Annotated in this window: 24 protein-coding genes; 19 read left to right on the top strand and 5 right to left on the bottom strand. The window is 32.1% G+C overall.

Features of this window, described 5'->3' with window-relative positions; genetic code table 11:
* Positions 1-70: 70 nt before the first annotated feature.
* The 8 genes from Q0856_RS05420 (at position 71) to Q0856_RS05385 (ending at position 8112) form a co-directional block, all read left to right on the top strand.
* Entirely contained in the window at positions 71-1114 is a 1044-nt protein-coding gene (locus Q0856_RS05420; RefSeq protein ID WP_298503301.1) for a glutaminyl-peptide cyclotransferase, read from the top strand.
* A gap of 4 nt (positions 1115-1118) precedes the next feature.
* A complete protein-coding gene (locus Q0856_RS05415) occupies positions 1119-1514 on the top strand; it encodes a thioesterase family protein (protein ID WP_298503300.1) in 396 nt (131 codons plus the stop codon).
* A 23-nt stretch (positions 1515-1537) separates the two neighbouring features.
* Complete coding sequence (locus Q0856_RS05410) at positions 1538-3040, top strand: hypothetical protein (protein ID WP_298503298.1); 1503 nt, start codon at positions 1538-1540, stop codon at positions 3038-3040.
* A 131-nt stretch (positions 3041-3171) separates the two neighbouring features.
* Positions 3172-3903: a LytTR family transcriptional regulator DNA-binding domain-containing protein gene (locus Q0856_RS05405; protein ID WP_298476420.1), complete on the top strand. Its 732-nt coding sequence runs from the start codon at positions 3172-3174 to the stop codon at positions 3901-3903.
* 373 nt (positions 3904-4276) lie between these two features.
* Positions 4277-4429, top strand: coding sequence for a hypothetical protein (locus Q0856_RS05400; protein WP_298503297.1), 153 nt, complete (start codon positions 4277-4279; stop codon positions 4427-4429).
* A gap of 65 nt (positions 4430-4494) precedes the next feature.
* A complete protein-coding gene (locus Q0856_RS05395; protein WP_298503295.1) occupies positions 4495-6588 on the top strand; it encodes an ATP-binding protein in 2094 nt (697 codons plus the stop codon).
* A gap of 31 nt (positions 6589-6619) precedes the next feature.
* Positions 6620-7291, top strand: a complete 672-nt coding sequence (locus Q0856_RS05390) for a histidine kinase (protein WP_298476428.1) — start codon at positions 6620-6622, stop codon at positions 7289-7291.
* Positions 7292-7461: 170 nt separating this feature from the next.
* Positions 7462-8112, top strand: a complete 651-nt coding sequence (locus Q0856_RS05385; protein ID WP_298503293.1) for a hypothetical protein — start codon at positions 7462-7464, stop codon at positions 8110-8112.
* Positions 8113-8186: 74 nt separating this feature from the next.
* Here the strand turns inward: Q0856_RS05385 and glyA are convergent, their stop codons facing one another.
* Both glyA and ytxJ read right to left on the bottom strand, forming a co-directional pair.
* Positions 8187-9461, bottom strand: a complete 1275-nt coding sequence (gene glyA, locus Q0856_RS05380) for a serine hydroxymethyltransferase (protein WP_298476434.1) — start codon at positions 9459-9461, stop codon at positions 8187-8189.
* 232 nt (positions 9462-9693) lie between these two features.
* On the bottom strand, positions 9694-10089 hold the full coding sequence (gene ytxJ / locus Q0856_RS05375; protein WP_298503291.1) for a bacillithiol system redox-active protein YtxJ: 396 nt from the start codon (positions 10087-10089) through the stop codon (positions 9694-9696).
* 162 nt (positions 10090-10251) lie between these two features.
* Between ytxJ and clpB the strand changes: the two genes are divergently transcribed.
* Both clpB and Q0856_RS05365 read left to right on the top strand, forming a co-directional pair.
* Positions 10252-12852, top strand: coding sequence for an ATP-dependent chaperone ClpB (clpB, locus tag Q0856_RS05370; protein WP_298503289.1), 2601 nt, complete (start codon positions 10252-10254; stop codon positions 12850-12852).
* A 119-nt stretch (positions 12853-12971) separates the two neighbouring features.
* A complete protein-coding gene (locus Q0856_RS05365) occupies positions 12972-13568 on the top strand; it encodes a TetR/AcrR family transcriptional regulator (RefSeq protein WP_298476445.1) in 597 nt (198 codons plus the stop codon).
* Between the two features lie 54 nt (positions 13569-13622).
* Here the strand turns inward: Q0856_RS05365 and Q0856_RS05360 are convergent, their stop codons facing one another.
* Positions 13623-15305 carry a PorP/SprF family type IX secretion system membrane protein gene (locus tag Q0856_RS05360; RefSeq protein ID WP_298503287.1) on the bottom strand — a complete coding sequence of 561 codons (1683 nt, stop codon included), beginning with the start codon at positions 15303-15305 and terminating at the stop codon, positions 13623-13625.
* A 95-nt stretch (positions 15306-15400) separates the two neighbouring features.
* Here Q0856_RS05360 and Q0856_RS05355 point away from each other — a divergent pair, with 95 nt between their 5' ends.
* Positions 15401-15949 carry a phosphoglycerate mutase family protein gene (locus Q0856_RS05355; protein ID WP_298503285.1) on the top strand — a complete coding sequence of 183 codons (549 nt, stop codon included), beginning with the start codon at positions 15401-15403 and terminating at the stop codon, positions 15947-15949.
* Here Q0856_RS05355 and Q0856_RS05350 read toward each other — a convergent pair.
* Positions 15927-16679 carry a DUF6503 family protein gene (locus Q0856_RS05350; protein WP_298503283.1) on the bottom strand — a complete coding sequence of 251 codons (753 nt, stop codon included), beginning with the start codon at positions 16677-16679 and terminating at the stop codon, positions 15927-15929. The two genes, Q0856_RS05355 and Q0856_RS05350, sit on opposite strands and share 23 nt — an antisense overlap.
* A gap of 110 nt (positions 16680-16789) precedes the next feature.
* Here Q0856_RS05350 and smpB point away from each other — a divergent pair, with 110 nt between their 5' ends.
* Positions 16790-17251: an SsrA-binding protein SmpB gene (smpB, locus tag Q0856_RS05345; RefSeq protein ID WP_298476456.1), complete on the top strand. Its 462-nt coding sequence runs from the start codon at positions 16790-16792 to the stop codon at positions 17249-17251.
* Here smpB and Q0856_RS05340 read toward each other — a convergent pair.
* A complete protein-coding gene (locus tag Q0856_RS05340; protein ID WP_298476459.1) occupies positions 17248-17889 on the bottom strand; it encodes a protein-L-isoaspartate(D-aspartate) O-methyltransferase in 642 nt (213 codons plus the stop codon). The genes smpB and Q0856_RS05340 overlap by 4 nt on opposite strands.
* A gap of 161 nt (positions 17890-18050) precedes the next feature.
* Between Q0856_RS05340 and Q0856_RS05335 the strand changes: the two genes are divergently transcribed.
* The 7 genes from Q0856_RS05335 to Q0856_RS05305 are packed head-to-tail and all read left to right on the top strand — an operon-like array spanning position 18051 to position 24224.
* Positions 18051-19019, top strand: coding sequence for a Gfo/Idh/MocA family oxidoreductase (locus Q0856_RS05335; RefSeq protein WP_298503282.1), 969 nt, complete (start codon positions 18051-18053; stop codon positions 19017-19019).
* A gap of 1 nt (position 19020) precedes the next feature.
* Complete coding sequence (locus Q0856_RS05330) at positions 19021-19908, top strand: 3-hydroxybutyryl-CoA dehydrogenase (protein WP_298503280.1); 888 nt, start codon at positions 19021-19023, stop codon at positions 19906-19908.
* Between the two features lie 18 nt (positions 19909-19926).
* Positions 19927-20586, top strand: a complete 660-nt coding sequence (locus tag Q0856_RS05325; protein ID WP_298503278.1) for a YggS family pyridoxal phosphate-dependent enzyme — start codon at positions 19927-19929, stop codon at positions 20584-20586.
* A 38-nt stretch (positions 20587-20624) separates the two neighbouring features.
* The gene (locus tag Q0856_RS05320) at positions 20625-21992 is read left to right on the top strand and encodes an exonuclease domain-containing protein (protein WP_298476471.1); all 1368 of its coding nucleotides are present in this window, start codon (positions 20625-20627) and stop codon (positions 21990-21992) included.
* Between the two features lie 3 nt (positions 21993-21995).
* Complete coding sequence (locus Q0856_RS05315; RefSeq protein WP_298476473.1) at positions 21996-22829, top strand: ion transporter; 834 nt, start codon at positions 21996-21998, stop codon at positions 22827-22829.
* A complete protein-coding gene (miaA, locus tag Q0856_RS05310) occupies positions 22829-23749 on the top strand; it encodes a tRNA (adenosine(37)-N6)-dimethylallyltransferase MiaA (RefSeq protein ID WP_298503276.1) in 921 nt (306 codons plus the stop codon). Before Q0856_RS05315 ends, miaA begins: the two co-directional genes overlap by 1 nt.
* Complete coding sequence (locus Q0856_RS05305) at positions 23742-24224, top strand: gluconokinase (protein ID WP_298503275.1); 483 nt, start codon at positions 23742-23744, stop codon at positions 24222-24224. Before miaA ends, Q0856_RS05305 begins: the two co-directional genes overlap by 8 nt.
* Positions 24225-24265: the final 41 nt, after the last annotated feature.

The raw sequence follows: 24265 nt of genomic DNA, 5'->3' as shown, positions 1-24265 counted from the left end.
TTCACTAACCATTCCATTAAGAGGGCTCTAAATAAAAAACGCTATCCTTTTTCACACAAAATGTAACCCTATGAATATCACTAAGTTATTTACATCATTTTCTTTACTAACTCTTTTATTTAACTGCGGCGGAAGTAATCCTGCTGCTAATTCTTTATTTGAAATTAGCTTAGAAGGAAATCAAAAAAAATTCGTTCAAAACCAAAATATTGCCATTACCTTACTAAATAAGAAAGAGAAAACTATAAATAATGTTACCTATTCCCTAGATGGAAAAACCGTAAATGTATCGAATAATAAAATAAAACTTGATGTAGCTACCCTAGGAAACAAAAGTATAAAAGCAAAAATTTCTTATGAGGATACTACTGTTGAGATAAAAAAAAAAATAACCGTACTTTCCTCTAAGTCTCCTGAAATTTATACTTATGAAATTATTAATGAGTATCCCCATGACATTCAAGCCTATACTCAGGGGCTGGAATTTTATAAGGATACACTATATGAAAGCACTGGTAGAAGAGGACAATCTTCCTTGCGTAAAATAGACTACGAAACAGGAAAAGTACTGCAGCAAATTGATTTAGATAAAGCGTATTTTGGAGAAGGCATCACTATTTTAAATGACAAATTATACCAATTAACTTGGCAAAGCAAAACTGGTTTTATTTATGATTTAAATTCCTTTAAAAAAACAGGAAACTTTCAGTATGGCAATAGTAAAGAAGGATGGGGACTTTGTAATGACGGCGAAAAACTATTTAAAAGTGACGGGACTGAAAAAATATGGTTTTTAAACCCTAGTACGTTGATTGAAGAAGAACACATTGAAACCGTATCTAACAAATCGGTTTTTAATAAAGCAAATGAACTAGAGTATGTAAATGGTAAAATTTATGCCAATGTATACCAAAAACCTAGTATTATGATTATTGATGCTACTAACGGGGCTATTGAAGGAGTAGTTAACTTTAGCGGTTTAAAAGACAAAGTAACAAAGCACAAAGATATTGATGTACTAAACGGAATTGCCTACCATCCTACTCGAAAAACTTTTTTTGTCACTGGAAAAAACTGGGATAAACTTTTTGAAGTAAACATACTTAAAAAGTAAAACCATGCCTTTTGAAAAGATAATTACCGTAGTAACTGATGACTTAGATGAGCTAAAACATGTAAACAATGTACGCTATGTACAATGGATACAAGATATCTCTAAAGAACATTGGAAAGCTAGAGCTCCAAAAGAATTACAGGAAAGCACTATCTGGGTAGTACTAACACACCATATTACCTATAAAAAACCTGCACAATTAGGAGACTCTATTTTAATTAAAACTTTTATAAAAGAAAGCAAAGGGGCTATTTCTGTGCGCGTTGTAGAAATGTTTAACGCTAAAACAAATTCTCTTTTATTACGTTCCAGTACAGAGTGGTGTTTATTAAACGCCGCAACACAAAGACCAATGCGAATTTCAGAAGACCTAAAAAATGTTTTTATAAAACCTAACTAAACTAAGGATAAATAAATTTTAGAATGCGGGCCTATTTAACATTAATCCCAATAATATTTCTTGTCATTTTTGGTTCTTCTTGCCGAAAAAATTTTGAATATGCTCCAAGTTCTGGAAATTTATCTTTCTCTAAAGACACTGTATATTTAGATACTGTTTTTACCAACATAGGAAGTAGCACTTATAGCCTTAAAGTATATAATGAAACTAGAGATGATATACTAATACCTAGCATTACCTTGGCAAATGGAGAAAATAGTGGTTACCGTCTAAATGTTGATGGGGCAGCAGGAAAATCCTTTAAAAATATTCCTCTTTTTGCAAAAGATAGCCTCTTTATTTTTATAGAGGTTACACAAAATATAACGGCACAACAAAATTCACTGTTATATACCGACGCTATTTTATTTGATTCTGGTATAGACTTACAAGAAATACCCTTAATAACCCTAATTAAGGATGCTGTTTTTATTTTCCCTACTACCCTAGCGAATAACGCCAAGGAACAAGTCTCTATAGGCTTAGACGATTCTGGAAATGCTATTTTTGTTAATGGAACCTCATTAAAAGAAGAGCAATTACACTTTACCAACGAAAAACCTTATGTAATATATGGTTATGCTTCTGTTCCTAGCAATAAAGAGCTTATTATAGATGCAGGTGCTAGAGTTCATTTTCATAAAAATGCCGGACTTATAGTCCAAAACAAAGCATCATTAAAGATTAATGGAGTTTTAAGCCAAGATGAAGAATTACTAGAAGGAGAAGTTATTTTCGAAGGAGACCGACTAGAATCAGAGTTCGAGAATATTCCTGGACAATGGGGGTCTATACGATTTAAAAAAGGCAGTACTAACAATCTAGTTAATTACACCACAATAAAAAATGCTACTAATGGAATTTATGTGGAGGGGGAATTAGAGAGTTTAAATAACCAATTACAAATAAATAACACTCATATTTACAACAGTAGCAATATAAACTTATGGAGCAAAACCGCTACAATATCTTCAAAAAATATTGTTTTAGGTAATGCAGGAAACACCAGCCTTTTGTGTAGTTTCGGAGGAAAATATACATTTATACATGGTACTATTGCTAATTATTGGACGCAAGGTTTTAGAGAAGGATACGCTCTTAAAATAACAAATGAAAAAGATTTAATTTCTTCGGAATTTAGTAATTGTATTATTGACGGCAATAAAAACAATGAAATTACAATAGAGCACCGCGAAGATACTTCTTTTCAAATTTCGTTTACCAATTGCATTATTAGAACAAACATAACAAACGCAGAAAACCCATTCCTAGACTTTTCTAATGAAGATTATTACACCAATATTTATAAAAATGAAGATGCTAATTTTACGGAACCTAGCAAAAATATTTTCACCCTAAAAAACACCTCTTTTGCTATTGATAAAGGCAACGTAGAAAAAGCTAATTTAGCTCCTTTAGATATAAAAGGAACAAATAGATTATCTCTACCTGAAATAGGAGCTTTTGAGTTTTTTGAAATAGAATAACATTTTTTGTAAGTTTTTTCCTTCTTTTTTAATGATTTTTCTTAACTTAGAGAACTAACCTTTTTTTTTATAAGGTTTTAGTTGGGTCTATTCTTAATAGCATTCCCTAATTTGCATATAAACAATAACATTTGCACTATAAATACACTATAATAGACTCCAATACATCTTCCAATGTGCAGTTGCAACATTATATGGAAGATTATGGTGATTTTACATGTGTTAACATTTCAAAAAACAAAAAAGAGGGGCTCCATGGTATACTTAAATTTTTACCAGAGGTGGTTATTATAAATTTAAATAAGAATTCAGAAGAGTATTTTAACATGATTACTGAATTACACCAGTATTTAGAAAAACTACCTATTTTCATAGGAGTAGCAAAAAGCAAAGAATATGCTTACCATGCAATAAAGAATGATTTTTTTGATTATTGGTTGCAACCTTATAATGAATATGAGATCCTAAAATCTCTTCTTAAATTAAAAAAAACACTTCCAAAACAAGAAACACCGCATACTTTATGCCTAAAGTCGTATAGCGATTTTCAATATCTGAACACTGACAATATTCTTTATTTGCGAGCGGATAATAATGCCACTGACTTTTATATGAAAGACGGTACTATTAACAATGCTTATAAGACACTAAAAACTTTTGAAAACCAATTACCTCCCAATTTTGTTCGCATTCACCAAAGTTATATTGTAAACACAAACTACGTTTCCAGAATAAATTATGGCAAATCTATTTGTGCATTACGTTTAGTAAAAGTCCAATTGCCCTTTTCTAAGTCCTACAAAATCAATGTAGACCAATTAAAGCAATCACTCTCTAGCAAAGCAATTTCCTCGCTTAACTAAAAACATTATCCATTTCTTTGGCCCATCACAGTTTCTTCAACACTATCTAAAGTAAGCCTAAGAATACTTAAAAATTACATTTTCTACTATTTTCAGTACAAGTGTTTATACTCTAGATATACAGACGCGAATAATACAAAAAAGGGACATACGTAACACTCTGATTTTACGTTATATATAGCATAATTCTTAAGAAATTTCCTACACAAAAATAAAGTATACACTATACTATTTTCAAAATACTCATAAAAACAATGTAAATACTCACAGAAAAGCATCGAATACTAGTAACTTTTTCAATCCAATTTTTCCTGCTTACTCTTTTCTAGATTTACTGTAGAAATTAAGTATAACCCGAAAATAAATTTAGAAGATGAAAAAAGTAGCAAGTATTTTAGCAGTAGTATTGTTTGCAGTTGGTATGTTCGCAACAGCAATTAACGCAATAGACACGGACAATTCTGATTCTGTAACAGAAGTAGCGTGCGATAGTTGCGCTAATACTAAAACTAGAGGTAATAGTTAAAAATCTATACACATTTAAAAGGCCTTAAATTTTTAGTTTAAGGCTTTTTTTATACCTTTATTTTAATGAAGGCTTCCATATATATATTTAAAAATAAAATAGTCCAAAATATTTTATTTAGCTTCCTCTTTATATTCTTTTGTGCCTGCACTAATAATAAAGAATCTACCCATAAAAAAACAAATTCTACTCCTACCCAGGATAGTATTAGCTCATGGATTACCAGTGCTAAAAACAAAAAAATATCTAAACAAGAACGCTTGGCATTTTTAGAAAAAGCCTATCTAAAAAACAAAAGACAACCTAAAGATTCTATAGCTTCACAAACACTTTCCGAAATATCCTTAAGATATTCTCTATTAAAAGATACGTTATGGTTTAGAAAAACTAATCAAGAAACTATTGTTCTTGCTAAAAAAGTTCAAGACTCTACTACCATTGCTAACTCCTATTGGGATTTAGCAAATTTCTTAGATGATGTAAATGTAAAGGACAGTGCTTTTTTTTATTACCACCAAGCTCAAAAAATTTTTAGTGCCAAAAAAAATAACTACGGCGCAGGGAGAATGTTAAAGGAAATGGCATGGATACAACTAAGTATAAATGATAATACCGGAGCCGAAATAAATTGTACAAAAGCAATAGAATTAATAAAACCATTAAAAAACTACGATGCCCTTGCATCTTTTTATAGTACAATGGGAGTTATTGCAAGTAATTTAGGAGAACAAGAAAAATCTATATCTTACTACGAAGAAGCTTTAAAATACGATAATAATAAACCTAAGAACCAAAGTCCTAATTACAATATATTAAATAATCTGGGGATAGCTTATACCAGAGATAAGCAATATTCTAAAACCATTCCTTACTTTACACAACTAATACAAATAGATAGTTTTTATAGTAAAAATCCAGGGCTTTATTCTACTGCATTAAATAATTTAGCTTACTCCAATTTAAAATTAAATAGACTAGATAGCGTAGAAATTAATTTAAAAAAAGCGCTGAAAATTAGGGAAAATCTTAATGAAACTGCACATATTTCTGCTAGTCATTGCAATTTAGGGGAGTATTATTTAACTAAAAAAGATACTATAAAAGCACTGCAAGAACTAAAGTTATCTGAGGTCTATGCTAAACAAAGCTTGAATAATGACCGCTTGCTACAGGTCTTAGAACTTCTAGCATTGGCTAATCCAAAAAAAGCGGCAGATTATCGTTTAGAGCATATACAATTAACTGATAGTTTGCAAAAAGAAGAACGTAAAATACGAAACAAATTCGCTCGTATTCGTTTCGAGACAGATGAATTTATTGCCGAAAACCTCTTGTTAGAAAGACAAAAACAACTTTGGACTGGTATTGCCATTGGCTCAATTTTATTACTTATTTCTATTTATATTATAGTTTCTCAAAGAGCAAAAAACCAAAAACTTAGATTCAATCAACAACAACAAGCCAAAAACCAAGAAGTTTTTGATTTAATGCTTGCGCAAAAACAAAAAGTAGAACAAGCAAAAAGGCAAGAACAAAAAAGAATTTCAGAAGAATTACACGATGGCGTATTAGGAAAAATGCTCGGAGCCAGAATGATTTTAACCGGGTTAAACAAAAAAATAGATGACGAATCTATAGCCGAAAAAGCAAAAGCCATAGTAGCCTTAAAGAATGTAGAAGGTGAAGTAAGATCAATTTCTCACGAATTAAACCACTCTGCTTATCAGAAAATTCCTAACTTTATAAACTCCATAACGGAACTATTACAATCTCACGCCAAAAATGCAAAAATTGAACAAGAGTTTAATTTTGACAATACAATGGACTGGGATACGTTATCAGGAGACATAAAGATTAATGTTTATAGAATGATACAAGAATGTATTCACAACTCTATAAAGCATGCCAACTGTAATAAAGTATACGTGATTTTTGAAATTCATAAATCAAATTTTGAAGTTACTGTTGGCGATGACGGTCAAGGTTATGTACTAAATAAAGAGAAAAAAGGAATTGGATTACGCAATATTAAATCTAGAATGGAAAAACTTAATGGTCACTTTACTGTGGACACAGCGCCTGGACGTGGTACTTCTTTTTTCTTTAATATTCCCGTTTCTGATGTATCTAAATACGAAGAAAGCGAAATTCCAGCTTAATAAAACATCCCTAAATAAATATACTTACTAAATGGAAACAATCCGAATTTTAGCTATTGACGATCACGAAATGACCCCTCTAGGATATAAATATATATTAGAAGGTACTGAATTTTCTAACTTCGAGGTAAAAGTAGACGTAGCTAGAGGCTTTGAATTAGGAAAAACAAAAATAGAATCTTCTGGACGCTCTACAATACATTACGATATAATATTATTAGATATACAACTTTTCCCGACCCACGCTCATGACGAACGCAGCGGAGAAGATTTAGGAAAATTAGCAAGGGAAGTATCTCCTAAATCTAAAGTTGTATTTATGTCGTCCTTTAGTGATAGTTACAAAATTAACAGCGTTTTTAAAACCGTAGACCCAGATGGATATATGGTAAAATCAGAGATTGATGAGCAATCTCTCATTGCCATGGTAGAAACTGTGGTTTCTAATCCTCCGTACTACACCGCCGGAGCTTTAGCCGCTGTTAGAAGAAAAATGGCAAATGATATTGTCATTGATGATATGGATAAAAAAATACTATTTAACTTATCTGTAGGTGTACGTACCAAAGATATTGCCCCACTAATTTCTGCTGCTATTACTACAGTGGAATCGAGAAAGCGTCAACTAAAAACTCTTTTTGGTATTGACAATGGTAATGATTTAGCACTTATAGAAGAGGCAAGAAGAAGAGGTTTTCTTTAAAAAACGAAAAAAGACAAAATTTAATATTCCTAACATATTAAATTACAGCAATTTATATATTACAAACAAAAATAAAGGATAAACCTCTTTTTTTCCGAGGTTTTCGTGTGTTCTAAAACGAAGGTTAAAATATATATTTGTTTACATAGTAATTAATTGTAAACAAGCATATGTCCCAATACAAAGACAACTCTCATAAAAGTGATGCTTGGAGGTTCCCCCAGACCCTTCAAAACGACTCTATTTATTCTTTTATAAGAAATATAGAAAAACATTTTTTTGCAGAAGTAACAGTTCAAAATTGTACTTATTCAGAATCCGCAGTTGATTTAGCTATACAATTAGAGTGCAACCTAACACTTTTTGAAGTGCTAAACCATGCTAACATGGGTACTTGGGGTAATTTTAAACAAAATCAGAATAGCCCGCTACCTAAAGCCTTAAAAGAATTAAAAAACGAAAATAACATAGAAATACGAATTGATGAGTTTTCTATATTTTTAAAAGATACATCTGTAATTATTAAAAGAACCAACCATCTAAATATATCAGAACAACTAGAGAGTATTTTAAGAGAAATAAGTGCTCATTATATTTATTTTACCAAAGGGCTTTCGCAAAAACCCTATGAAATTTATATCCCGGTGTTAGAAGAAGAAGAATTCAATCTAAACACGAATACCAACACCCAAAGTACCACAAAAAATTACTCAGAATATTGGGGAATTTATTTTGAATCTGAAGATGATGCTATAATTTACGATGTAAAACAATCCTCTTATTTACCAGCAGAATTACGACTTTGTATGGCGGATGTTTAAAAAAGATAAAATAAAGTAAAAAAGCCAGTTTAAAATATTTTAAACTGGCTTTTTTACTTTATATAATTGTCGTTTTATGCATTAAATAATGCCCTACCTTTCATTAAAGCATTTACTTTTTCTTTAACAGAAGCTAATACAGATTCGTCCTCCGGATTAGAAATTACTTCATCAATAAAATCAACAATCGTAGCCATATCTTTTTCTACTAAACCTCTTGTTGTAATCGCTGCCGTACCAAAACGAACACCAGAGGTTACAAAAGGCGATTTATCATCAAACGGCACCATATTTTTATTAGCCGTAATATCTGCCAATACAAGAGCTTTTTCTGCATCTTTACCTGAAATATCTTTATTTCTTAAATCAATCAACATCATATGATTATCTGTTCCTCCAGATATAATATGATAATCTTTTGCTACAAATGCCTTAGCCATAGCTTCAGCATTCTTCTTTACTTGCACCATATAGTGTAAGTAATTATCGGAAAGCGCCTCCCCAAAAGCAATTGCCTTAGCAGCTATAATATGCTCCAAAGGTCCTCCTTGATTTCCTGGAAAAACAGCTAAATTTAACAAAGCAGACATTTTTCTTAATTTTCCATTTTTAAGAGTAATTCCAAAAGGATTGTCAAAATCCTCTCCCATAAGAATTAAACCACCTCTAGGTCCACGTAATGTTTTATGTGTGGTTGTTGTTACTATATGACAATGAGGAATAGGATCATTTAAAATTCCCTTTGCAATTAAACCTGCTGGGTGACTAATATCAGCTAATAATAAAGCATCTACACTATCTGCTATTTCTCTAAACTTCTTAAAATCTATATCTCTAGAATAAGCAGAAGCACCAGCAATAATCATTTTTGGCTTTTTTTTAGTCGCTATTTCCTGGATTGCATCGTAATCTAATCTTCCTGTTTCTTTATCAACCCCATAAAAAACTGGATTGTACAAACGTCCAGAAAAATTCACTGGCGACCCGTGAGTTAAATGCCCACCATGAGAAAGGTCAAAACCTAAAATAGTATCTCCTGGTTTTAAACAAGCATGATATACGGATGCATTAGCCTGTGAACCTGAATGTGGCTGTACATTTGCATATTCCGCTCCAAACAACTCTTTTGCCCTATCAATAGCTAATTGTTCTATTTTATCTACAACTTCACACCCTCCGTAATATCTTTTCCCCGGATATCCTTCGGCATACTTGTTCGTAAGTACAGATCCGGCTGCCTCCATTACTTGTGGGCTTGTAAAATTTTCAGAAGCAATTAACTCAACACCATTAATTTGGCGTTCTCTTTCTTCTTCTATTAAGTCAAAAATTAGGTTGTCGCGTTGCATATCTTAATTATTCAATTATTTTGATGTGCAAAAGTACGAATTGGATAGTATAATAAATACTATAATACCTATTTTGAAACAGATTTTATTAAAATTCAATTAACAATTAACAAAGTAGCTTTTTTTAGGGCATTTGGTAAATCTACAAGGTGCTATAAAAGATATTACTCTTTGTCGTTTAAAGGGTATAAACAAAGTGGTAAACTAAAAAAAAATCCTTATAGAGCTTTTTTTATACATATTCTTGCAAGACAATATCATTAATCCCTCCATGAGAAGCATGAACAATAGTCTTACCTTCCTTTAATACCAACAATTGGGGGGACTGGTGTATTACTTGAAATTTAATACCTACCTCATTAGAAACAGACCTAAAACTATGTAAATCTAAATAGTACAAATCCGCCTGTTCTTTATCTAAGGAATAAGTTTCTTGAAAAGTATTCATTACCATTCTACTGATTCCACAAGTGGTAGAATGTTTAAAAATAATTTGTGCCCTAGTCTTAGATTTTTCTTCTATTTCATTCAATTGGTCTAAAGAACTTAAAGGAATCCATGGTATTACTTTTTTTTCTTTCTTTTCTTCGTTACCGCTTTTTCCAAATAAACCGTCAAAAATTCCCATATTCTTTTTTTATTATAAGTCGAACAACAGACATTTACTTACAGCTGACTAAATGTCTGTATTTTCTTGTTTAAACAAGACATTTTGTCTCTTCATTTCTATTGGTAAGGTTGTTGACATTAACATTTCAAAACTAAGAAATAACATTAAATTATAAGAGCTATGAACTTTAATAATTTCACGATAAAATCTCAGGAGGCGATACAACAAGCCCAAACCCTTGCTCAATCTATGGGGCACCAACAAATAGAAAATGAACACTTATTTAAAGGAATTTCTGAGGTAGATGAAAACGTACTCCCCTTTCTTCTAAAAAAACTTCAGGTAAACTTCAAAATGATTTCTCAAATTCTAGATAAAGAATTAGAAAGTTTCTCAAAAGTAAGCGGAGGACAAATTATGGCTTCTCCCGAAACAGGAAAAACACTAACTGAAGCGAATATCTTGGCAAAAAAAATGAAAGATGAGTTTGTTTCAATGGAACATTTATTACTTGCTATTTTTAAATCTAAAAGTAAAATATCTAAGGTTTTAAAAGACCAAGGAGTAACTCTTAAGGGCTTAGAGGCTGCTATTGACGAATTAAGAAAAGGAGGAAATGTCACCTCCCAAAGCGCAGAAGAAACCTATAACTCTTTAGATAAATATGCTAAAAACCTTAATCAACTTGCTGATAGCGCAAAATTAGATCCTGTAATCGGACGTGATGAAGAGATAAGAAGAATATTGCAAATCTTATCCAGAAGAACCAAAAACAACCCCATGTTGGTTGGCGAACCAGGAGTTGGAAAAACTGCTATAGCAGAAGGGTTAGCTCATAGAATTGTCTTAGGCGACGTTCCTGAAAATCTAAAAGAAAAAATTGTTTATTCTCTAGATATGGGTGCACTCATTGCAGGAGCTAAATACAAAGGAGAATTTGAAGAAAGACTAAAAGCTGTAATAAAAGAAGTTACTGAATCGGATGGAGATATTGTTCTTTTCATAGATGAAATTCACACTTTAGTTGGCGCGGGTGGCGGTCAAGGAGCCATGGATGCTGCAAATATTCTTAAACCTGCCTTAGCAAGAGGAGAATTAAGAGCTATTGGAGCCACAACATTAGATGAATATCAAAAATATTTTGAAAAGGACAAAGCCCTAGAGCGAAGGTTTCAAAAGGTTATTGTAGATGAACCAGATACAGAAAGTGCTATATCCATTTTAAGAGGTATAAAAGAAAAATATGAAGCACACCATAAAGTGCGAATTAAAGATGAGGCAGTAATTGCAGCGGTAGAATTATCTCAACGCTATATTACTAATCGTTTTTTACCAGATAAAGCTATTGATTTAATGGATGAGGCAGCCTCTAAACTGCGGATGGAAATTAACTCCAAACCAGAAGAATTAGATGTTCTAGATCGGAAAATTATGCAGTTAGAGATTGAAATTGAAGCCATTAAACGTGAAAATGATACTCAAAAAGTAAAATTTTTGAATGTAGAATTAGCCAACTTAAAAGAAGAACGGATAGAAATATTTGCGAAATGGGAAAGTGAAAAAACGGTTGTAGACAATATTCAGAAAACAAAACAAGATATTGAAAACTACAAATTAGAAGCTGAAAGAGCTGAAAGAAACGGGGACTACGGAAAAGTAGCAGAACTGAGATATGGAAAAATTAAAGATTCCCAAGAAAACTTAGAAAGACTACAAGTAGAACTTAAAGAGCAACAAAACGGAGATACGCTAATAAAAGAAGAAGTAACCAATGAAGATATTGCCGATGTTGTTGCTAAATGGACAGGTATACCCGTAACTAAAATGCTACAAAGTGAAAGAGAAAAATTATTACAACTAGAAGATGTATTACACAAACGCGTTGTCGGCCAAGAAGAAGCTATAACAGCTGTTTCAGATGCTATTAGACGCAGCAGAGCTGGTTTACAAGACACTAAAAAACCTATTGGCTCCTTCCTTTTTTTAGGAACTACAGGAGTTGGCAAAACAGAGCTAGCTAAAACCTTAGCTTCTTATTTGTTCGATGATGAAAACGCAATAACTAGAATAGACATGAGTGAATACCAAGAACGCCATGCTGTAAGTCGTTTAGTTGGTGCTCCTCCCGGTTATGTAGGCTACGAAGAAGGCGGGCAATTAACAGAAGCTGTTAGAAGACGCCCCTACTCCGTAGTTCTATTGGATGAAATAGAAAAAGCGCATCCGGATACTTTTAATATACTATTACAAGTTTTAGATGAAGGTAGACTAACAGATAATAAAGGACGAGTTGCCGATTTTAAAAACGCAATTATAATAATGACAAGTAATATGGGCAGTCACATTATTCAAGAAAAGTTTGAAAATACTGATGATGTTCAACGTGCTTCGGAAGCTGCTAGATTTGAAGTTTTGAGCTTACTCCGAAAAACAATTAGACCTGAGTTTTTGAACAGAATAGATGACATAGTAATGTTTACACCACTAAGTAAAAATGATATTAAACATATTGTAGAGCTGCAATTAGAACAGTTAAAAAAAGTACTTAGTAAACAAAATATTACATTGGATGCTACTCCTGAAGCTATTGCTTTTTTAACAGAAAAAGGATACGACCCTCAATATGGAGCAAGACCTGTAAAGAGAGTAATACAAAGAGAAGTATTAAACAACCTATCTAAAGAGTTACTTAAAGGTTCCATAAAAACAGACAGCATAGTACTTATAGATTCTTTTGATGATTCCTTGGTTTTTAGAAACCAGAATGAGTTTGTTTCTTAAAAAAAGAAATATTATTTAATCGATATCTGTGTAAATTTATACAGGTATCGATTTTTTTTATTTAAATTTATACCACACAGTATATAGTTTTTCTATATTCGTAAAAAAGAACCACCATAATGTCTGGTAAAGCAAAAAAAACTACTGCCTTTATTATTGCAACTGTAGCTCCTGTTTTTAACAAGCATGGCTATATTGGCACAAGTATGAGCGACCTAACAGATGCTACTGGATTAACTAAAGGAGCTCTTTACGGAAATTTTGAAAACAAAGAAGCATTAGCTTTAGCGGCTTTCGAATATAATAGCAAACTACTTTTAAAAGCCATTGATGAGGAACTAAATATAGAAGGTAACACTTTAGATAAGATTTTTAATCTATTAAAGTTCTATCAGCGTTATGACATTTTTACTCTAAATATGGGAGGTTGTCCAATTGTAAATGTTGGTATCGATGCTCAAAATAACAATAGACTCCTAGCCGCTGCTGCTAAAGAAACCATTAAGGAAATTGAAGGAAAAATTGCCTTAGTTTTAGAAAACGGAGTAAATGGTCAAGAAATTTATTTACCCGTTACTCCTTTACAGTTTGCAAAACAAATGTTCACAATGATTCAAGGGGCTATAACCATGTCTTCTATTACAAAAGACAGAAAGTATTTATACAATACCGTTGCTTACCTTGAGGTATTAATTAAAAAAGAGATTAAAAAATAATTTTTTAATCTCTTTTTTCTTAATAATATATATTCAAATACACCTTACTGCATTTTACTCTCCCGTTACTCTAAATATCCAAGTTTTAGAGGTATACTTTCCATTTAATTTACTATCCCTTGCTGCTCTAGCCTCACTAATAGTCTTATACTTTCCTAAGTATACATAACTAAACCTATTTTTACTTCTATAAAAATAAGCCGGATTAAGACCTTTCTTTTTCATATCCTTCATAAAAAGTTCTAGATACTTTTTCGTTCCAAAAACATTAGCTATTAAATAATAACCTGGCTCTAAATTCCCTTCTTTTGTAACTTCTTCATACTTTTCACCCTTTTGAACTACTACTACCTCTTTATTGGCTTTTATATTAGCTTCTTTATTAATTATTCCTAAAGCCAGCTCTTTTTTTGCTACAGAATCTTTCTTTCTTTTCTCTCTTAGCCTTCTAGAAAAAGCCAAAGCTTCTTCTAACTTAGCTCTATCAATAGAATCTTTTTTCTTTATTCGCACGGCTTCTGCACTCGCAATCTTTGTTTCATTAAGACGATTCTTTTCCTCTAATAATTTTTGCTGACGTTTAGAAGCTCTAGTAGAATCTTTAACTCGTTGGCGTTCCTCTTTTTTATTTGCCATCAGCAGAGTTTCCTCTTTTTTAACCATCAACAATGAATCTCTTTGATGTTTTGCTTTTAGCTTCTTTAGTTCAACTTTATGTTTTTCAGTTTTTTTTGCAGCTAACGCCTCTGATTTAGATAATTGCTTCGCTAATTTTTCTTCCTTTTCTACATCCTCTTCTTCCTTCGTTTTTTCTTTTCTAACCTTTTGCTTTCCGAAATTATATGTAGTTACCAATTCAAACGTGGGATCTACATTTACTCCTTTTAAATCAGAACTAGTCCCAAATTCCACCAAGGCACCTATAGATAAACGTTTAAAGAAATTTCCTCCAATTCCTCCCGAAACACCATAAAAATCATTATAACCAGCTTGCACCCAAAATTTACTTGTATTTAAAATCGTTGTAACTCCAAATTGAGAATCTTGATTAGGTACCGTTTTATAATAAACTACTGGTCTTACAAAAGTATTTTCATTAAAACCAAAAATAGAAATTGGAAACTCGTAAGAAGCCAAACCTAAAAAAACACGATCTCCGGATACGGAAGACCTTTCTTTATTCGTAAAATTATAATCATATAAATTTTCTGCTACAACTCCAATACTAAATCTATTCATTTTTAAATTCAACCCTGGAGCAACTTGCAGTATAAAATTGTTGCTATTTGCCAATTGCGGTAGTTGAATTTGAGGGTCTACCTGAAAACGCGTATCTGCCAATTCTTGAGTATATCCCATTACATTAACCCCAACTCCCAAAAATACATTAGAACCTAAATCAAAAGTATGTGCATAATTTACCACCCCTCCTGTATTGATAAATACTCCAGTATTATTTTGTAAAAAACCTACCCCAACAGATGAAGTTTCTCCTATTTTTCTATTGTAATTTAAAAAAAGAGAAGTAGGATCTGCATCCACAGTTTGCCATTGCCATCGCGTCCATAAACCAATAGATTGCGAAGTATTAGTGTTTAGGGAATAAGCAGGGTTTAATAAACTAGTATTAAAATTAGTTATATTATGTTGCCTTATATCACTAGGCAAATCTATATTTTGCGCATTCGTTGCTAAGAACATTAACAACACTAGAGCTATTATATTATTTTTAAGCATATGCAAAAAAACAAAAAATTGCCATGCAACATACTATTTTCTGGTATTTTTAGTTAGATTAATAGTTAATTTTTGAGTTTATAAACTAACTAATTATGAAAGTACTTAAGAGCATATTCCTTATTTTATTGGTTGTAGGTTTATCTTCCTGTAAGGATAAATCCGCTGAGTCGCAGGAAACAACAGTAATACAAGAAGTTTCTACATACTATTTTATTAGGCATGCTGAAAAAGATAGGAGCGATTCTCAAAATAGTGACCCAGAACTTATTCAAAAAGGTTTAGGCAGAGCTATGCATTGGGCAGAAATATTTACTGATATAGATTTAGACGCAATTTATTCCACAGATTATTCCAGAACATCTATGACCGCAGCCCCTACATCTGTTAAAAAGAATCTAGACGTTCAATATTATAATTTGGAGGATATTAAAATAGAACAATTTAAAACGGACCACGCAAACCAAAACACACTAATTGTTGGTCATAGTAACACTACTCCCGAATTTGTAAACCAAATGATTGGTGAAGACAAATATAGTCATATGGATGATTATGATTACGGCAGTCTTTTTATTGTACAAATAATAAATGGCAAAGCAACTTCACAGCGCTTACATATTAATTGTAATTGCCCTGAGTAACTTCAATTTCTTTTAATTCAATTGTAGATAGTAAATCTAACTCTTTTTTAGCATAAAGAACATCTAAATTCTTAGCAGGATATTTAGCATTCTTGGGTTTATAATTTTTATAATCTACAAAACGAATTCCATTTATATACCTTTCATTAAAAGCCACTCTAAATCTCCTTCCACCACCATTCGTGGTAAATGAATAGGCCAAAAAATCGGGTAAATATGTTTTTGCATTTATCCAATAAACATACACATCTTCAAAATCATCTCCTCCTCCATCTTCCTGGAATGTAATTTCTACTTTGTAATATTCGCTACCATTTAAAAAAACATTTTCTAAACTTTTTTTACGCACAGCCGCATCGTTTAAACCAAAAGGAAGCTTAGAAAAATAATGTACAGAATTAATAGAATTTGCATAAGCTTTTGATAAAGTATCATGTAACCTCATTACAGATCCACCAGCAGAACGTTTTACCATATCTCCGTATTTTACATCCTCAATTTCCATGGAATCTTGAATATAAATCCGACTCAACCTAAACCCATCCTTTTTAGGTTCAGAAACATATTTCCTTCCTCTAAAAACAAATGATGTTCTATTTTTAATATGTAAATTTCCTCCACTCGCTTCTATACTTTTGTCAATTATAGATTGTGCTTTTATAGATTCTTTTTCATTCGTCTTACAGGACATAAAAAAAACTACCAATAAAGAAGTGACTACTATTTTCATAAAAAAATTATTATCTGTTCGCAAAGAAACCTCTTAATTACAGTTTCACACCTTTTTTTCTAAATTATTAAAAAGAGTTATAACATTATTGTGCTTATTTTTGCTATACTATGCAAAAGAACATCAACATTAAAAATAAAAAAGCGCGTTTTGAATACGAACTTTTAGATAAATATACCGCTGGTATTGTTTTGTCTGGAACAGAAATAAAATCTATCCGTTATGGAAGAGCATCTATAACAGAAAGCTTTTGTGAGTTTAATGAAAGAGGAGAACTTTTCGTTATTAATATGCAAGTAGATGAATATTCTCATGGGTCTCATTACAACCATAAACCAAAAGCTGCCCGTAAATTACTTTTAAACAAAAGAGAACTAAAGAAGCTAGAACGCGAAGTAAAAAATTCCGGACTTACCATTGTTCCCCTTAATCTTTTTATAAATGAAAAAGGTTTTGCTAAAATGAATATTGCACTGGCAAAAGGCAAAAAGCTCTACGATAAAAGAGAAACCATAAAAGACCGAGATAACAAGAGAGACTTAGCTCGCGTTAAAAAGAGTTTTAATTCTTAATTTTTATTCTCTAATAACGGAACAAATCGGAAAGAACCTAATTCTGTCTTTTGAAATTCTTTCTCTGATTTACGAATAAATAGAGTCATTATTTGGTCATCTATTCCAACAGGAATAACTAATCTCCCCCCTACTTTTAGCTGTGCCAATAGTGCTTTAGGTACTTCTGGCGCTCCCGCAGTAACAATTATCCCATCGAAAGGGGCTTCTTCTGGCATTCCTTTATACCCATCTCCAAAAATCATTTTCTTAGGTCTATACCCCATTTTTTTAAAAAAAATATTCGTCTTTTTAAAAAGTTCTAATTGTCTTTCTATTGAATATACCTTAGCGTGTAAAGCCAACAATACAGCTGTTTGATAACCACTACCAGTACCTATCTCTAATATTTTATCATTAGCCGACACTTGTAAAAGCTCTGTTTGAAAAGCAACCGTATATGGCTGAGAAATAGTTTGAGATGCAGCAATAGGGAAAGCTTTGTCTTGGTAGGCATGCCCTTCAAAACTACTATCTATAAATAAATGTCTTGGAATTTTCCGAATGGCATTTAAAACATTATTATCCACTATGCCTTTTTCTATTAGCGTTTCCGCCAATTTATTACGCATTCCGCTATGCTTAAGAGTATCTTTCAATCGGTTGGTTTTGGTTTTCCAAAGTTAGGAAAGTTAATTAAATATGTAAATGGTAAATAGTATTTCTTAAATATTTTTTTCTACTTATAATAACAATAAACTTTTAATCTACCAACGTCATAAACTTCTAAAGTATGCTTATTTTTGAAAAAACAAAACTCATGCTGAAAGTTGGAGTATTAGGAGCTGGTCATTTAGGAAAAATCCACCTCCGCTTACTAAACGAATCTAAAAAATATTCACTAATAGGATTTTATGACCCAGATGCCATACAAGGTAAAAAAGTCGCCGATGAATTTGGGTATACCTATTATGATAATATCAACAACCTTATTAATGCTGTAGATGTAATAGATATTGTTACCCCCACCCTATCTCATTTTGATTGTGCGAAAAAAGCAATTGAAAAAGGAAAGCACGTATTTATAGAAAAACCAATTACCAACACTTTAGAAGAAGCAGTAGAATTAATTTCTTTAGCTGAACAATACAATGTAAAAGGACAAGTGGGTCATGTAGAGCGTTTTAATCCTGCTTTTTCCGCTGTTAAGAACAGCATAGAATCTCCTATGTTTATAGAAACACATAGACTAGCAGAATTTAACCCAAGAGGAACAGATGTTCCTGTAGTACTAGATTTAATGATTCATGATATCGATGCTATACTAAGCGTAGTTAAATCTAAAGTCAAAAAAATTAATGCAAGTGGCGTTTCTGTTATTAGCAAATCCCCAGATATTGCCAATGCCCGTTTAGAGTTCGAGAATGGTTGCGTTGCCAACTTAACAGCAAGTAGAATCTCTTTAAAAAATATGCGTAAATCGCGATTTTTTCAACAAGACGCTTATATTTCTGTAGATTTCTTAGAGAAAAAAGTTGAAGTGGTAAAAATGAAAGATGCTCCAGAAAAAGCTGGTGATTTTGATATGATTTTACAAAATGCTGAAGGAGAAAAAAAACAAATTTATTTCGAAAACCCGGAGATAGAAGTAAATAATGCTATTTTGGATGAATTAGAAACTTTTGCAGACGCCATAAACACTAATACTTCTCCAGTAGTTACACTACAAGATGGCACACAAGCTCTAAAAGTAGCTCTAGAAATTATTAATTCTTTTAACAACAAGTAAGATGAAAAACGTAGCAGTTATAGGAGCTGGCACCATGGGAAATGGAATTACTCATGTTTTTGCCCAAAATGGTTTTAAAGTAAACCTGATAGATATTTCCGAAGCTTCTTTAGAAAAAGGAATAACTACTATTGCAAAAAACCTAGATCGCCTTATTACAAAAGAAAAAATAACGGAGAGTGTTAAAACAAATACACTAAACAATATCTCTACATACACTTCCATTGCTGACGGTGTTAAAAATGTGGACTTAGTAGTCGAAGCCGCAACAGAACGATTAGATTTAAAATTAAAAATATTCAAAGAGCTAGATGAAGTATGCCAAAGCAATACTATTTTAGCCACCAATACCTCCTCTATCTCTATAACGCAAATAGCTGCCGTTACCAATAGAGCAGAGAAAGTAATTGGGATGCATTTTATGAATCCGGTTCCCATTATGAAATTGGTAGAAATTATTAGAGGCTACAATACTTCAGATGAGACCACTAAAATCATAATGGATTTATCTCTTCAATTAGGAAAAACACCTACAGAAGTAAACGACTACCCTGGTTTTGTTGCTAACCGCATTTTAATGCCAATGTTAAACGAAGCTATCGAAACTCTATATAATGGAGTAGCTGGAGTAAACGAAATTGATACCGTCATGAAACTTGGCATGGCCCACCCTATGGGACCATTGCAATTAGCTGACTTTATAGGTCTAGATGTTTGCTTATCTATACTTAATGTTCTCTACGACGGATTTAAAAACCCAAAATACGCACCTTGCCCATTGCTGATTAACATGGTTATGGCAGGTAAATTAGGAGTTAAATCAGGAGAAGGTTTTTATGATTATTCAAATAATCGTAAAGCTGAAAAAGTTGCTAAACAATTTATTTAAATAAAGTAATGATACCCCATGTCTATAAAGGAGAACTTACTGAGAATTAAAGAATCCCTCCCACAAGATGTACATTTGGTGGCCGTTTCTAAAACCAAACCAATACCCGATTTACAAGAGGCTTATGAAGCAGGGCAACGTATTTTTGGAGAGAATAAAATTCAGGAAATGTCTCAAAAGTGGGAATCACTTCCCAAAGACATCGAATGGCATATGATTGGTCATGTACAAAGGAATAAGGTAAAATATATGGCAGAATTTGTCTCTTTAATACACGGAGTAGACAGCTTAAAGTTACTAATTGAAATTAATAAACAAGCCATAAAACACAATCGCATCATTGCTTGCCTTTTACAAATACATATAGGCCAAGAAGATTCTAAATTTGGCTTAGATAAAAAAGGATTAATAGAACTCCTTAATAATCCCATATTTATAACTTTAAAAAATATTCAAATTAAAGGCTTAATGGGCATGGCTTCATTTACTAATAATAAAGAACAAGTTAAAGAAGAATTTAAAACATTAAAAAACACTTTCTTACTCACCAAAAAAATACTTCCCAATATAGATGTTTTATCCATGGGAATGAGTGGAGACTACCCTATTGCTATTGCAGAAGGAAGCACCATGGTGCGTATTGGAAGTAGTATATTTGGCAATAGAAATTATACTTAATTAAACCTTTTGGGAAGACTCCCAAAAAACACTTATAAATGTACGCAATACTAGATATAGAAACTACTGGAGGAAAATACAACGAAGAGGGCATTACAGAAATTGCAATTCATAAGTTTGATGGACACCAAGTAGTGGATACATTTATTAGCCTTGTAAACCCCGAAAAGGAGATTCAGCCTTTTGTTGTGAAGCTAACCGGAATAAACAACAAAATGCTACGTACTGCCCCGAAGTTTCATGAAGTAGCCAAGCGTATAATAGAAATTACAGAAAACACAGTTATTGTTGCCCACAACGCACAATTCGATTATAGAATACTGCGAACAGAATACAAGAGACTAGGCTATAATTTTGAACGAAAAACACTTTGCACAGTTGACCTTTCCAAAACCTTATTACCAGATGCGGAATCCTACAGTTTAGGTAAATTAGTCCGTTCTTTAGGCATACCTGTTAGTGACAGACATAGAGCAAACGGAGACGCTTTAGCTACCATTAAATTATTTAAACTTTTACTTGCTAAAGACACAGACAAAACGATTATTAAAAGTGTTATACGAAAAGAAACTCATGGCGAACTATCGGAAAAACAACTAGATATTATACAACAAATTCCTTCTGAAACGGGAGTATATTATATGCACAATAAAGATGGAGAAATTCTGTTTTTAGGCCATAGTAAGAACATAAAAAAAAGAGTAAACGACCATTTTATAAAGAGAGGTGATCGTGCCAGAAAACTTCAAAAAGAAACAAAAAAAGTAACCTTTGAAAAAACTGGTAGTGAATTAATATCTCTATTAAAAGAACACGAAGAACTTTTAAAAAATAAACCTAGATATAATAGGAAAGTTAAACCAATATTATATTCCCATGCCCTTTACAAAGGACACACTAAAGATGGTTACACTACTCTTAATGCCAGCCACATTAACGGAAATAGAGAAAACATAACTACCTTTAACAGTATTCATAGCGCCAAGAATCTCATTTATAAAATTAATGAAGAGTTTAGTTTATGCGATAAGCTAAATGGTATCTCTGAAGCAAAAACTAATTGTTCTAAATTTAATGAAGAAAAGTGCAATGGAGCTTGTATTCAAAAAGAATCTGTTGAAGAATACAACGCTAGAGCTTCTCAAGCAATTAAAAAATACAGCTTAGCCAATAAAAGTATTATTATTGTAGACAAAGGCCGTGAGATTGGAGAATACAGTGCTATCTTAATAAAAAAAGGTGTATTTATCGGTCTTGGGTATTATGATTTAAACTATCAAATAAATAATATTACTATATTAGAATCTATTATTACCCCAATGAAGGGAGGTAAAAATGCAATTCACATTATAGAATCATATTTAAGAAAAAAAAGAGTCGTAAAAATTATAGAACTGAATACATAAATTTTGAACCAACGAAAAATCACCACTAAATGGAAAGAGAAACTTCATGAAATAATTTATGAAGCCGACACTCCTATGGGTAAATGGTTTGATATTATTCTTTTTATCCTCATTATAGTAAGTGTCATTCTTGTAATGCTAGAAAGCGTAAAAGAAATAGACAATGCCTACCATAAAATTTTACTCACTTGGGAATGGATTATTACTATATTTTTTACCATAGAATACATTGCTAGGATTATAAGCATTAAAAAGCCATTTAAATATATTTTTAGTTTTTATGGAATTATAGATTTTATTTCTACAATCCCACTTTATCTTTCCTATATATTTGCCGGTTCCCAAGTATTGCTAGCCGTTAGAGCTTTACGTTTGTTACGAGTTTTTAGAATATTAAAATTAGTACAGTTTTTAGGAGAAGCTTCTCAACTTACAAGAGCTTTAAAGGCCAGTAGAACTAAAATTGCAGTTTTTATATACGCAGTATTAATACTATCTGTTATTATGGGCACGGTAATGTATCTTGTAGAAGATGATAGTGCTGGCTTTACTAGTATTCCCAGAAGTATTTATTGGGCAATTGTTACTCTAACTACCGTGGGATACGGGGATATAGCACCACAAACACCTCTGGGGCAGTTAATTGCAACTATTGTTATGATTTTGGGTTATGGAATAATCGCTGTTCCTACTGGTATTGTAACTTCCGAGTTTACTAAACAGGGGAAAACAGAAAACGAAAAAATACATTTAAATACGCAGTCATGCCCGAGTTGTTCCTCTGAAGGACACAGAGATGAAGCTACTCATTGTTTTAATTGCGGAAGCCCTCTATAATGGAAAAAATAGTAATCTCTGTTGTTGGACCTACCGCTATTGGGAAAACGAAATTAGCCATTCAAATTGCGCAACATTATAATGCAGAAATAGTTTCCGCGGACTCCAGGCAATTTTTTAAAGAAATGTGTATAGGCACTGCTGTCCCTGAAAAGGAAGAACTGAAAGCTGCGACACATCATTTTATACAAAACAAAAGCATCCTAGATTCCTATTCTGTAGGTGACTTTGAAAAAGAAGCCTTAGATACTATTCATAAATTACATAAAGAAAATTCCATAGTTGTATTAGTAGGAGGCAGTGGCCTATATGTTGACGCTGTAACTAAAGGATTAGATAAATTCCCAAAAATAGACCAAAGTATTAGAGAAAATCTTAATATACTTTTAAAAAATAAAGGAATAAAAGAACTCCAAGAACAACTTAAAGAATTAGACCCGCAATACTATGCTAAAGTAGATGTAGAGAATCCGCATAGAATAATAAGAGCTTTAGAAGTTTGTATTGGTTCAGGAAAGCCCTACTCTTCTTTTATAACGAACAAAAAAAACAACAGGCCATTTAAAACAATTACTATTGGTATTACTGCGGATAGAGAAATTATTTACGACAGAATCAATAAACGCGTAGATATTATGATAAAAAACGGCTTGGTAGAAGAAGTAAAATCTTTAGAACGTTACAAACATTTAAATGCGCTCCAAACTGTTGGCTACAAAGAATTATTTCTTTTCTTGAACAAGGAATGGACACTGGATTTTGCTATATCTGAAATTAAGAAAAACACACGAAGATTTGCCAAAAGGCAACAAACTTGGTTTAAAAAGAATAAGGAAACTATCTGGGTAAAATACGATTACAATCCAGAAGACTTATTTCCAATTATTGATTACGAATTAAATACAAAACAAAATGTCTGAAACTTCAATTTTCTACATTATGGGAGTTTCCGGATGTGGAAAATCCACGATTGGCGAATTACTAGCTCAGGAATTGAAAATCCCTTTTTTTGATGGAGATGATTTTCATCCGGCTAATAATATTGAAAAAATGAAAAAAGGTATTCCATTAAATGATGAAGACAGACAAGGATGGCTAGAAACCCTGAATAATTTAGCAAAAAAGCATAAAAAAGCTGTTATTGCCTGCTCTTCTCTTAAAGAAAAGTATAGACAAATTTTAGAAAAGGATATAGAAAAAGAAACCACTTTTGTATACCTAAAAGGTACGCTTCAAGAAATCACAGAAAGGTTAACACATAGATCTAATCATTTTATGCCTAAAGAGTTACTACAGTCTCAATTTGATACTCTTGAGGAGCCTACTAATGCAATTATAGCTCCTATACGACTTTCTCCATCTGAGGTTATTTCGGAAATAAAAAAACATATATAAACAAAAGACACGCCTAAAATTTAGGCGTGTCTTTTTTATTG

Origin of the sequence: uncultured Maribacter sp., assembly GCF_947496775.1 — a bacterium.
GTDB lineage: Bacteria > Bacteroidota > Bacteroidia > Flavobacteriales > Flavobacteriaceae > Maribacter_B.
The sequence above is the reverse complement of the archived record's forward strand: the minus strand, read 5'-3'. Positions and strand labels throughout refer to the sequence as shown.

Excerpts from the sequence above, each read along its gene's own strand:
- Q0856_RS05365 (WP_298476445.1), top strand. The coding sequence starts at position 12,972 with ATGTCTGGTAAAGCAAAAAAAACTACTGCCTTTATTATTGCAACTGTA.
- smpB (WP_298476456.1), top strand. The coding sequence starts at position 16,790 with ATGCAAAAGAACATCAACATTAAAAATAAAAAAGCGCGTTTTGAATAC.
- miaA (WP_298503276.1), top strand. The coding sequence starts at position 22,829 with ATGGAAAAAATAGTAATCTCTGTTGTTGGACCTACCGCTATTGGGAAA.
- clpB (WP_298503289.1), top strand. The coding sequence starts at position 10,252 with ATGAACTTTAATAATTTCACGATAAAATCTCAGGAGGCGATACAACAA.
- Q0856_RS05420 (WP_298503301.1), top strand. The coding sequence starts at position 71 with ATGAATATCACTAAGTTATTTACATCATTTTCTTTACTAACTCTTTTA.
- Q0856_RS05350 (WP_298503283.1), bottom strand. The coding sequence starts at position 16,679 with ATGAAAATAGTAGTCACTTCTTTATTGGTAGTTTTTTTTATGTCCTGT.
- ytxJ (WP_298503291.1), bottom strand. The coding sequence starts at position 10,089 with ATGGGAATTTTTGACGGTTTATTTGGAAAAAGCGGTAACGAAGAAAAG.
- Q0856_RS05395 (WP_298503295.1), top strand. The coding sequence starts at position 4,495 with ATGAAGGCTTCCATATATATATTTAAAAATAAAATAGTCCAAAATATT.
- Q0856_RS05390 (WP_298476428.1), top strand. The coding sequence starts at position 6,620 with ATGGAAACAATCCGAATTTTAGCTATTGACGATCACGAAATGACCCCT.
- Q0856_RS05415 (WP_298503300.1), top strand. The coding sequence starts at position 1,119 with ATGCCTTTTGAAAAGATAATTACCGTAGTAACTGATGACTTAGATGAG.
- Q0856_RS05330 (WP_298503280.1), top strand. The coding sequence starts at position 19,021 with ATGAAAAACGTAGCAGTTATAGGAGCTGGCACCATGGGAAATGGAATT.
- Q0856_RS05325 (WP_298503278.1), top strand. The coding sequence starts at position 19,927 with ATGTCTATAAAGGAGAACTTACTGAGAATTAAAGAATCCCTCCCACAA.
- Q0856_RS05335 (WP_298503282.1), top strand. The coding sequence starts at position 18,051 with ATGCTGAAAGTTGGAGTATTAGGAGCTGGTCATTTAGGAAAAATCCAC.
- Q0856_RS05320 (WP_298476471.1), top strand. The coding sequence starts at position 20,625 with ATGTACGCAATACTAGATATAGAAACTACTGGAGGAAAATACAACGAA.
- Q0856_RS05305 (WP_298503275.1), top strand. The coding sequence starts at position 23,742 with ATGTCTGAAACTTCAATTTTCTACATTATGGGAGTTTCCGGATGTGGA.
- Q0856_RS05410 (WP_298503298.1), top strand. The coding sequence starts at position 1,538 with ATGCGGGCCTATTTAACATTAATCCCAATAATATTTCTTGTCATTTTT.
- Q0856_RS05360 (WP_298503287.1), bottom strand. The coding sequence starts at position 15,305 with ATGCTTAAAAATAATATAATAGCTCTAGTGTTGTTAATGTTCTTAGCA.
- Q0856_RS05400 (WP_298503297.1), top strand. The coding sequence starts at position 4,277 with ATGAAAAAAGTAGCAAGTATTTTAGCAGTAGTATTGTTTGCAGTTGGT.
- Q0856_RS05355 (WP_298503285.1), top strand. The coding sequence starts at position 15,401 with ATGAAAGTACTTAAGAGCATATTCCTTATTTTATTGGTTGTAGGTTTA.
- Q0856_RS05385 (WP_298503293.1), top strand. The coding sequence starts at position 7,462 with ATGTCCCAATACAAAGACAACTCTCATAAAAGTGATGCTTGGAGGTTC.
- glyA (WP_298476434.1), bottom strand. The coding sequence starts at position 9,461 with ATGCAACGCGACAACCTAATTTTTGACTTAATAGAAGAAGAAAGAGAA.